We start from the raw sequence: 10,290 nt of genomic DNA on the forward strand, positions 1-10,290 counted from the left end.
GACGTCAGGCCGCCACCCCGTGTGGCGGCGACCACAGACCTGAAAAGGGGCCAGTCAGACTGGCCCCGAAAGGGACAACGTTCAGTAGTACAAGGATGCCGGTATTACACCCGCTCGAACACGGTGGCGATGCCCTGACCCAGACCGATGCACATGGTGGCGACCCCCAGGGTGGCGTCCTTCTCCTCCATCAGATTGATCAGGGTGGTGGAGATGCGGGCGCCGGAGCAGCCCAGGGGGTGACCCAAGGCAATGGCACCGCCATTCAGGTTTACCTTCTCGTCCACCTGATCCTGCAGACCCAAATCCTTCACGCAGGGCAGGGACTGGGCGGCAAACGCCTCGTTCAGCTCGAACAAGTCGATGTCGCCGACAGTCAGGCCGGCACGCTTGAGCGCCTTCTGGGTTGCCGGCACCGGGCCGTAACCCATGATGGCGGCGTCGCAGCCGGCGATGGCCATGGCACGTACCTTGGCGCGGGGCGTGAGGCCGAGCGCCTTGGCGCGATCCGCACTCATCACCAGCATGGCGGCGGCGCCATCGGACAGGGCCGAGGAGCTGCCCGCAGTGACGGTGCCGTTGACTGGGTCGAACACAGGTCGCAACTGGCTCAGGGTGTCGACTGTGGTCTCGGGGCGGATCACCTCGTCATAGTCGTAGAAGAAGCGGGCGCCGCTGGCGTCGTGCCCTTCCAGCCCGACGATCTCCCTGGCGAAGCGACCCTCCACCGTGGCCGCGTGGGCGCGGCGGTGGGAGCGGGCGGCAAACTCGTCCTGCTGCTGACGGCTGATGCCGTGCAGCTTGCCGAGCATCTCGGCGGTCAGCCCCATCATGCCGGAGGCCTTGGCCACCGACTTGGCCATGCCTGGGTGGAAGTCCACCCCGTGGCTCATGGGCACGTGACCCATGTGCTCGACGCCGCCGATGATGAAGATGTCGCCGTCACCCACCTGGATGGCACGGGAGGCATCGTGCAGCGCCTGCATGGAAGAGCCGCACAGCCGGTTGACGGTGACCGCCCCCACCTGTTTCGGGATGCCGGCCAGCAGGGCGGCGTTGCGGGCGATGTTGAAGCCCTGCTCCAGGGTCTGCTGCACGCAGCCCCAGTAGATATCCTCGATCTCGTTCGGGTCGAGGTTGGGGTTGCGCAGCAGGATGGATTTCATCAGGTGCGCGGACAAGTCTTCTGCACGCACGTTGCGGAAGGCGCCGCCCTTGGACCGGCCCATGGGGGTCCGGATACAGTCGACAATGACTACGTCTTTCATGAATGGATCTCCTTTCCGCAATCAGTAGAAGGTTTTGCCCTGGGCGGCCATCTCACGCAGCTTGTCGCTGACATGGTAGAGGGGGCCCAAATCGGCATACTGGTCGGCCATGGCTACATAGCGATCCAGACCCAGGGTGTCCAGATAGCGGAACACGCCACCGCGGAAGGGAGGGAAGCCCAAACCGTAGACCAGTGCGATATCGGCTTCGGCCGGGGTCGCGACTATGCCCTCTTCGAGGCAGAGCACCACCTCGTTGATCATGGGGATCATCATGCGGGCGATGATGGCCTCCTTGTCGAAATCCTGTTTCGGCTTGGCAATGGGGGTCAGCAGCTCGTAGCTGGCAGCATCGGCCACCTTCTTCGGTTTGCCCTTCTTGTCAGCCTCGTAGGCGTAGAAGCCCTTGCCGTTCTTCTGACCGAAGCGGCTCGCCTCGTACATCACATCGATGGCGGTGTGACCCTCCTTGCTCATGCGCGCCGGGAAGCCCTGCGCCATGACGTCACCGGCATGGTGGCCGGTGTCGATGCCGACCACGTCCAGCAGGTAGGCGGGGCCCATGGGCCAGCCAAACTCCTTCTCCATCACCTTGTCGACGGCGGCGAAGTCGGCGCCGTCGGCAACCAGCTTGTTGAAGCCGAAGAAGTAGGGGAAGAGCACGCGGTTGACGAAGAAGCCCGGGCAGTCGTTGACCACCACAGGTGACTTGCCCATGGCGGCGGCGTAGGCCACCACGCGATTGATGGTGTCGTCCGAGGTTTGCTCGCCGCGGATGATCTCCACCAAGGGCATGCGGTGCACCGGGTTGAAGAAGTGCATGCCGCAGAAATTCTCGGGGCGCTTCAGGCTCTTGGCCAGCAGGGAGATGGGGATGGTGGAGGTGTTGCTGGCGAGCACGGCGTCTTCGCCGATCACGCCTTCCACTTCACTCAGCACGGCCGCCTTCACTTTCGGGTTCTCGACCACGGCCTCGACTACCACGTCCACATGTTTGACGTTGTCATAGCTGAGGGTCGGCGTGATGGCGGAGAGCACCTGGCCCATCTTGATGCCGTCGATGCGACCGCGCTCGAGCTGGCCGTTGAGCAGCTTGGTGGCTTCGCCCATGCCAAGTGCCAGCGCCTTCTCGTTGATGTCCTTCATCACCGCCGGGATACCCTTGCTGGCGGACTGGTAGGCGATGCCGCCCCCCATGATGCCTGCACCCAGTACGGCGGCGTGGCTGGTAGCCTTGCTCGCCTGCTTGGCGGACTTCTTCGCCAGCGCCTTGATGTGCTGATCGTTGAGGAAGATACCGACCAGCGCCTTGGCTACGTCGGTCTTGGCTAGTTTGACGAAGGTGGCGGCCTCGGCGGCTAGCGCCTCATCACGACCCATGCCGGCGGCGGCTTCCACCGTCTTCACTGCTGCCATCGGCGCCGGATAGTGTTTGCCCGCCACGGCGGCAACCATGCCGGCGGCGGTGGTGAAGCTCATCATGGCTTCCAGTTTGGAGAGGCGCAGCGGGGCCTTCTTGGCGGCGCGGCGGCTCTGCCAGTCCAGCTTGCCCTTGATCGCGTCCTTGATCATCTGCACGGCGGCGCTCTGCAGCGCATCCGGGGCGACCACGGCATCGATGGCACCCACCTTGAGGGCGTCATCGGCACGGTAATCCTTGCCGGTAGTGATCCACTCCAGCGCGTTGTCGGCGCCGATCACTCGTGGCAGACGCACGGTGCCGCCAAAGCCCGGCATGATGCCGAGCTTGGTCTCGGGCAGGCCGATCTTGGCCGTGGTGTTGGCCAGCCGGAAGTCGGTGGAGAGGATGGTTTCGCAGCCGCCGCCCAGGGCGTGGCCCTTGATGGCGGACAGGGTAGGCACTGGCAGATCTTCGATGGCATTGAAGATGTCGTTGGCCTTTTTCAGCCAGCCGAGCAGATCTTCCTGTGGCAGATCGAACAGTTCCAGGAATTCGGTGATATCGGCGCCGACGATGAAGGCGTCTTTGCCGGAGGTGAGGATCAGACCTTTTAGTTCACGTTCTTGTTGTAATGCGGCGATCGCTTCGCTCAGGGAGAGCAGGGTGGCGCGATCCAGCTTGTTGACTGAACCCGGTGCGTCGAACCTGAGTTCGGCAATGCCGTCTTCGAGGTAGCTGACCGACAGGGTTTCGCCTTGGTAGATCATGAGAGTGTCTCCTTGTTCCCACACAGTGGGGCGTGGTGCTCCTTTATCCCCAGCAGGGGGCGAGGCTCACTATTGATCCAAAAGGAGACATTTTCAACACCTATTTAAAACATTTGTTTAACAGTTTTTGTGGGGAGGCTCGCCATCACAAAACGGATAAAAAACAGGCGCCTTGCGGCGCTTGTTGTGAGCTGAGGCTTTTGTCAGCTGGCCAGCTCTACCCGATTGCGGTACTGGTTCAACACCTCGGGATCGGCGAGGGCGTGGGTGTTGTTGACGGGGCGGTTGTGCACCACTTCCCGCACCGCCAGCTCCACTATCTTGCCGGACTTGGTGCGGGGGATGGCATCCACCTGCAGGATGCGGGCGGGCACGTGACGGGCGGTGCAGTGCTGGCGGATCTGCTGGCGAATGCGCTCGCGCAGGGCATCATCCAGCTTGAGGCCAGCCCTGAGCTTGACGAACAGCACCACCCGCTCATCCTGCTGCCACTGCTGGCCGATGACGATGCTCTCCTCCACCTCGTCCAGTTGCTCCACGTAGCGGTAGATCTCGCTGGTGCCGATGCGCACGCCTCCCGGATTCAAGGTGGCGTCGGAGCGGCCATAGAAGAGGATGCCGCCGGTCGCGGTCAGCTCGATCCAGTCGCCGTGGCACCAGACGTTGTCGAAACGCTCGAAGTAGGCTGCGTGGTACTTCTCGCCGTTTTCGTCCCCCCAGAAGCCGATGGGCTGGGCCGGGAAGGGTTTGGTGCAGACCAGCTCGCCCTTCTCCCCCTGCACCGGCTGGCCCGCCTCGTTGAACACCTGGACCGCGAGGCCGAGACCGCGCCCCTGGCTCTCGCCGCGATAGACTGGGCTGAGCGGGTTGCCGATGACGAAGCAGGAGCAAATGTCGGTGCCGCCGGAGATGGAGCACAGTTGTACATTTGTTTTTATCTGCTCATAGACGTAGTCGAACCCCTCCGGCGACAGCACGGAGCCTGTGCTGCAAATCAGCCGCAAGTGTGGCAACTTGTGGGTCTTGATGGGGGCATAGCCCTGCTTGTGCAGCGCATCGAGATACTTGGCGGAGGTGCCAAACAGGGCGACCTCTTCGTCCCTGGCGAGATCCCACAGCACGTTGCCATCCGGGTAGAAGGGAGAGCCGTCGTAGAGCACCAGGGTGGCGCCGGAGGCCAGCGCGCTCACCAGCCAGTTCCACATCATCCAGCCGCAGGTGGTGAAATAGAAGATGCGCTCCCCCGGCTTGATGTCGCAGTGCAGCTGGTGTTCTTTCAAATGCTGCAGCAGGGTGCCGCCGATGCCGTGCACGATGCACTTGGGCTTGCCGGTGGTACCTGACGAATAGAGGATATAGAGCGGATCGTTGAAGGCCATGGGCTCGAACTGCAGACCCGCATCCGGCTGACTGGCCAGGATCTGGCGCCAGTCGTGGCCCAGTTGCAGGGGGTGGTCCAGCAGGGGGATCAACACAGTCTGCTCTATGCTGTCGAGCTGTCCGATGACCCCCGCCACCTTATCCTGGATGTCGATAGCCTTGCCGTTATAGCGATAGCCATCCACCGCAAACAGCACTCTGGGGCGGGTCTGGCCGAAGCGCTCCACTACGCTGGCCTCGCCAAAATCCGGGCTGGTGGAGGTCCAGATCGCCCCCAGGCTGGTGGTCGCCAGCATGGCCACCACGGTTTCCGGAATATTGGGCAGATAGGCCGCTACCACATCGCCACGGCCTATGCCCTGGCTGCGCAGCCATTGGGCCAGTCGGGCAACCTGATCTGCCAGCTCGCGCCAGCTCAGGGTGCGGCTGGCGTCTCCTTCGATGCGGGAGATGATGGCCGGGGTATCATCCTGGCGGCGCAACAGGTTTTCGGCAAAGTTGAGCCGACTATCGGGAAACCAACGGGTGCGCTGCATATCCTGGCGGTTTTCCGCCACTATGTTGCCGAGCTCCCCCTTGACGCCACAATGCTGCCACACCAGCGGCCAGAAGCGGGTCGTCTTCTCCACCGACCACTGATAGAGCTGGGGATAGTCCTGCAGCTGCAGGCCATGGAAGCGATTGACCTCGGCCATAAAGCGATAGAGGTTGGATTGCTGCATCCTGAGCGGATCCGGTTGCCACAGGCAGAGGTTGTCCATGAGTGATCCCTGACTTCATGTTATCTACCGGCAGTGTATTGAATTGTTCTTCATTTGTTAATTATTGGTTTCTTGTTGATAACAAACGTTTTGTAACGTATGCGTTACCTCACGAAGCGGCAGCGTGACGGGTCGAGCCTCACCGTGCATGATGTTATGCTGCAATCACATTCATCTCGGAGCAGGACGCCATGAGCAGCTACAGCCAACTTTTTGCCCAGCACCTCGATACTTTGCAGCAGCGTACCCGCGACATTCTGCAACAGCAGGGGCTCAGCGGGCTGGCCATCCACTCCGGCCAGACGCATCGCATCTTCCTCGACGATCAGGATTACCCCTTCAAGGTGAACCCGCACTTCAAGGCTTGGTTGCCGGTGCTGGACAACCCCCATTGCTGGTTGCTGGTGGATGGCGTGAGCAAGCCGGTGCTGCTGTTCTATCGCCCGGTGGATTTCTGGCACAAGGTAGCGGACCTGCCCAATGCCTTCTGGGTCGACTTCTTCGAGATCCGCTTCCTCACCCGACCTGAGCAGGTGGCGGATCATCTGCCCGCCGACAAGCAGGAGTGGGCCTATCTGGGCGGACATCTCGAGGTGGCCGGCTTGCTGGGGCTGACCCAGCCCAATCCGGAGGCGGTCCTCAACTACCTGCATTATCACCGCGCCTACAAGACGGACTACGAGCTGGAGTGCCTGCGTGAGGCGAACCGGATCGGGGTGCGCGGCCATATCGCAGCCAAGGACTCCTTCATGGCGGGGGCAAGCGAGTTCGAGATCAACCTGGCCTACATGAAGGCGGTCGGGCAGGGGGCCAATGAGGCGCCCTACGGCAATATCGTCGCCATCAACCGCAATGCGGCCATTTTGCACTACACCCACCTTTCTGCCCTGCGGGTGCCGGATGCCGAGCGTTACTCCTTCCTCATCGATGCCGGCGTCGATTTTCATGGCTATGCCTCCGACATTACCCGTACCTGGGCGTGGCGCCGTGGCGAGTTTGCCGACCTTGTCGCCGCGCTGGATGTGCAGCAGCAGGAGATCATCAAGGAGATCAAGCCGGGTCGCCGTTACAGCGAGCTGCACCTGCTGATGCACCACAAGCTGGCGCGCCTGCTGCAGGCCACCGAGCTGGTGGACATGTCGGTGGACGAGATGATCAACACAGGGGTGACCAATGTCTTCTTCCCCCATGGCCTCGGTCACTTCCTCGGTCTGCAGGTGCATGATGCCGGTGGCTTCATGCAGGACGAACGTGGCACCCATCTGGCGGCGCCCGAGCTGTTCCCCTATCTGCGCTGTACCCGGGTGATGGAGGTGGGCCAGGTGTTCACTATCGAACCGGGCCTCTACTTTATTGACAGCCTGCTGGAACCGCTGCGCCAGGGCGAACAGGGCAAGCGGGTCAACTGGATCAAGGTGGAAGCGCTGCGCCCGTTTGGCGGCATCCGCATCGAAGATAACGTGGTGCTGCACGCAGACGGGGTGGAGAACATGACCAGACAAGCAGGGCTCTGATGGCGGTTGCCTATTCCATTCCGGCAGCACCGCTGGAGCTTAGCGAAGAGATCAAGAAGAGCCGCTTCATCACCCTGATCGCCCATACCCCGACGGTGGAGGCGGCCAAGGCGTGGGTGAACGAGGTCAAACGACAACACCCAGCGGCCCGTCACCACTGCTGGGCCTTTGTAGCGGGCGCCCCACAAGACAGCCAGGTCTATGGCTTCAGCGATGATGGTGAGCCCTCGGGGACGGCGGGCAAACCTATCCTGGCCCAGCTGATGGGCTCCGGACTTGGCGAAATCTGCGCCGTGGTGGTGCGCTATTACGGCGGGATCCAGCTTGGCACCGGCGGTCTGGTCAAGGCCTATGGCGGTGGCGTCGGAACCGCCCTCAAGCAGCTGACCACTTTACTCAAGGTACCGCGCACCCCTTCTATCATCCACTGTGATTACGGTGATATAGGGGTAGTCGAAGCTTTGGTGGGCAACTACGGCGGCGAGGTGCTGGCGGCCGAGTATGGTCAACAGGTCTCCCTGCAGGTGGCCTGGGAATCATCAGTTTGGGCTCAGGTTGATCGGGAATTGATCGATCGGACTCATGGGCGGGTATCCCTTGACCCCTTAGATGGCTAGAATCCATCGCTCTTTGATTCTTGATAGGGAGCAGGAATGCACATCCTGAGCATTATCCGCATTGTTGGCCTGCTGGTGGCGCTGTTCAGCTCGACCATGTTGTTGCCAGCGCTGGTGGCGTTTGGCTATCGGGATGGGGGCGGTTCTGAATTTGTCAGTGCCTTTGTGATTGCCCTGCTGCTCGGGGTGGCACTCTGGTTTCCCAATCGTCATCACAAGCGGGAACTGGGTTCCAGAGAGGGGTTCCTCATCGTGGTGCTGTTCTGGACCGTGCTTGGCAGCGTCGGTGCTCTGCCCTTTATGCTGGGTGACGTGCCTGACATGTCGGTTTCAGAGGCCTTCTTCGAATCCTTTTCCGGGTTGACGACCACGGGGGCAACCGTGCTGACCGGGCTCGATGAGCTGCCCAAGGCGTTCCTGTTCTATCGCCAGTTGCTGCAATGGTTGGGGGGGATGGGGATCATCGTGCTGGCGGTCGCCATACTGCCGCTGCTCGGTATCGGTGGCATGCAGCTCTACCGTGCCGAGATCCCGGGGCCGGTCAAGGACAACAAGGTGACCCCGCGTATAGCCGAGACGGCCAAGGCGCTCTGGTACATCTATCTGTTCATCACCACTGTCTGTGCCTTGGCATTCTGGGCCGCAGGAATGACGCTGTTCGATGCCATCTGCCACTCCTTCGCCACCGTGGCGATCGGTGGATTCTCGACCCACGATGCCAGCATGGGCTACTTCAACAGCTCGACCATCAACCTCATCACGGTGATTTTTCTGTTGATCGCTGGGGTGAATTTCACTCTGCACTTTGCTGCCTTCACCCATCGACCATTGCGGATCGGGGTCTATCTGCGGGATCCCGAAGTGAAGGTCTTCCTTGCCATCCAGCTGGCTTTGACTCTCGTCTGCTTCTTGGTGTTGATGGCACACGGCAACTACGACAGCTGGAAGGAAACACTGGACCATGCGCTGTTCCAGTCGGTCTCCATCGCAACGACAGCGGGCTTCAGTACGGCAGGATTTGCCGAATGGCCGCTGTTCCTGCCGGTACTGCTGATGTTCTCCTCGTTTGTGGGGGGCTGCGCCGGGAGTACCGGCGGCGGGATCAAGGTGGTGCGTTTGATGTTGCTGCATCTGCAGGGGGTGAGGGAGCTTAAGCGTCTGATCCACCCGAGGGCCGTCTATCGCATCAAGCTGGGCAACAAGGCGCTGTCCGAGCGAGTCATTGAGGCCGTGTGGGGGTTCTTTGCCGCCTACGCCATCATCTTCATTTTGTGTATGTTGGGGTTGATGGCGACGGGCATGGATGAACTCACTGCATTTTCAGCTGTCGTGGCGACTCTCAACAACCTGGGGCCGGGCTTGGGGGCGGTGGCGCCTCACTTCGCTGATACCAGTGAAACCGCCAAATGGATAATGATCCTGGCTATGTTGTTTGGCCGATTGGAAATTTTTACGCTTCTGGTACTGTTTACTCCTGCATTCTGGCGTAGCTGAGGTTGTTATGGACAAGATTCTGGTGCTTTATTCCTCTCGGGATGGCCAAACCCGTAAAATTATTGATGTCATGCTGGAAGAGATGCCGGGATGCGATGTAGTGATGCATGATTTGCACACCTTGCCGATGTGCAACCTCAGCAAGTACAAGAAGGTGCTGATCGGCGCATCTATCCGCTATGGTCATTTTCATCCCAGCCTGCTCAGCTTTATTCATGCCCATGAAGAGCAGCTGGAAGTGGCCAATGCGGCCTTCTTCTGCGTCAACCTGACCGCCCGCAAGCCCGAGAAGCAGACACCGCAGACTAACGCCTATATGAAGAAGTTCTTGCGCCTCTCTCCCTGGAAGCCAAAGACTCTGGGGGTCTTTGCCGGAGCGTTGCAGTATTCCCGCTACAACTGGTGGCAGACCCGCATCATTCAGCTGATCATGAAGATCACCGGTGGCAGCACGGATACCAGTAAAGACATCGAGTTTACCGATTGGGAAAAAGTACGGGCATTTGCCCGGGAATTCTGGGCAAAAAGATAGCAACCGAATATTTTGATCGATGCCTTGGCATACAAAAGCCCCGTGATAACAGGGCTTTTGTTTAATAAAAAAGCGGTTGGCACTAAAAACTGCAAAAAGTGTCATTTTTTGCAGTTTTCCCCTTGTCATCCCGGCGCGGCTCCCTATAATGCGCCCTCACCAGCACGGCGGTTCACGCCAAGCTGATGAGCCAGCTTCACCAAGAAGCCGGCGCTGAAAGAAAAGCGAAAACAATCGCTTGACTTTCGAAGTGAGAAGCGTAATATGCGCTTCCTCAACGCGACAAGCGTAGCGCTCTTTAACAATTTGAATCAAGCAATCTGTGTGGGCACTCACAGCATCGAGCATCAAAAACAATTTTTGATTTTCAATGTCTGATGAAGTGACCAAAGCAACTTTCAAGTTGCAGCAGTTAATTCAGCAATTCATTGAGCCGCCTTTATAGGCAACCAAACTTAAATTGAAGAGTTTGATCATGGCTCAGATTGAACGCTGGCGGCAGGCCTAACACATGCAAGTCGAGCGGCAGCGGGAAAGTAGCTTGCTACTTTTGCC

At 60.0% G+C, this 10,290-nt stretch carries 7 protein-coding genes and 1 rRNA gene; 5 read left to right on the forward strand and 3 right to left on the reverse strand.

The features are described from left to right. Window positions 1-104: 104 nt before the first annotated feature. From fadA to ACB028_RS19055, 3 genes are all read right to left on the reverse strand, one after another. Window positions 105-1,268 carry an acetyl-CoA C-acyltransferase FadA gene (fadA, locus tag ACB028_RS19045; protein ID WP_371144947.1) on the reverse strand — a complete coding sequence of 388 codons (1,164 nt, stop codon included), beginning with the start codon at window positions 1,266-1,268 and terminating at the stop codon, window positions 105-107. A 21-nt stretch (window positions 1,269-1,289) separates the two neighbouring features. Continuing rightward, entirely contained in the window at window positions 1,290-3,437 is a 2,148-nt protein-coding gene (fadB, locus tag ACB028_RS19050) for a fatty acid oxidation complex subunit alpha FadB (RefSeq protein ID WP_371144948.1), read from the reverse strand. A 203-nt stretch (window positions 3,438-3,640) separates the two neighbouring features. After that, entirely contained in the window at window positions 3,641-5,578 is a 1,938-nt protein-coding gene (locus tag ACB028_RS19055; protein ID WP_371144949.1) for an acetoacetate--CoA ligase, read from the reverse strand. A gap of 191 nt (window positions 5,579-5,769) precedes the next feature. Between ACB028_RS19055 and pepQ the strand changes: the two genes are divergently transcribed. From pepQ to ACB028_RS19080, 5 genes are all read left to right on the forward strand, one after another. Next, a complete protein-coding gene (gene pepQ, locus ACB028_RS19060) occupies window positions 5,770-7,092 on the forward strand; it encodes a Xaa-Pro dipeptidase (RefSeq protein ID WP_371144950.1) in 1,323 nt (440 codons plus the stop codon). Continuing rightward, window positions 7,092-7,709 (forward strand): IMPACT family protein, encoded by a 618-nt coding sequence (locus ACB028_RS19065; RefSeq protein WP_342018196.1) that lies wholly within the window; start codon window positions 7,092-7,094, stop codon window positions 7,707-7,709. The genes pepQ and ACB028_RS19065 overlap by 1 nt, the downstream gene beginning before the upstream one ends. Window positions 7,710-7,745: 36 nt before the next feature. Beyond that, window positions 7,746-9,203, forward strand: a complete 1,458-nt coding sequence (locus ACB028_RS19070) for a TrkH family potassium uptake protein (RefSeq protein ID WP_061476969.1) — start codon at window positions 7,746-7,748, stop codon at window positions 9,201-9,203. A 7-nt stretch (window positions 9,204-9,210) separates the two neighbouring features. Continuing rightward, a complete protein-coding gene (hemG, locus tag ACB028_RS19075) occupies window positions 9,211-9,735 on the forward strand; it encodes a menaquinone-dependent protoporphyrinogen IX dehydrogenase (protein WP_042027112.1) in 525 nt (174 codons plus the stop codon). 457 nt (window positions 9,736-10,192) lie between these two features. Continuing rightward, window positions 10,193-10,290, forward strand: a 16S ribosomal RNA gene (locus tag ACB028_RS19080); the annotation flags it as partial.

Origin of the sequence: Aeromonas sp. S9(2024), from assembly GCF_041403185.1 — a bacterium.
Classification (GTDB): domain Bacteria; phylum Pseudomonadota; class Gammaproteobacteria; order Enterobacterales; family Aeromonadaceae; genus Aeromonas; species Aeromonas enteropelogenes.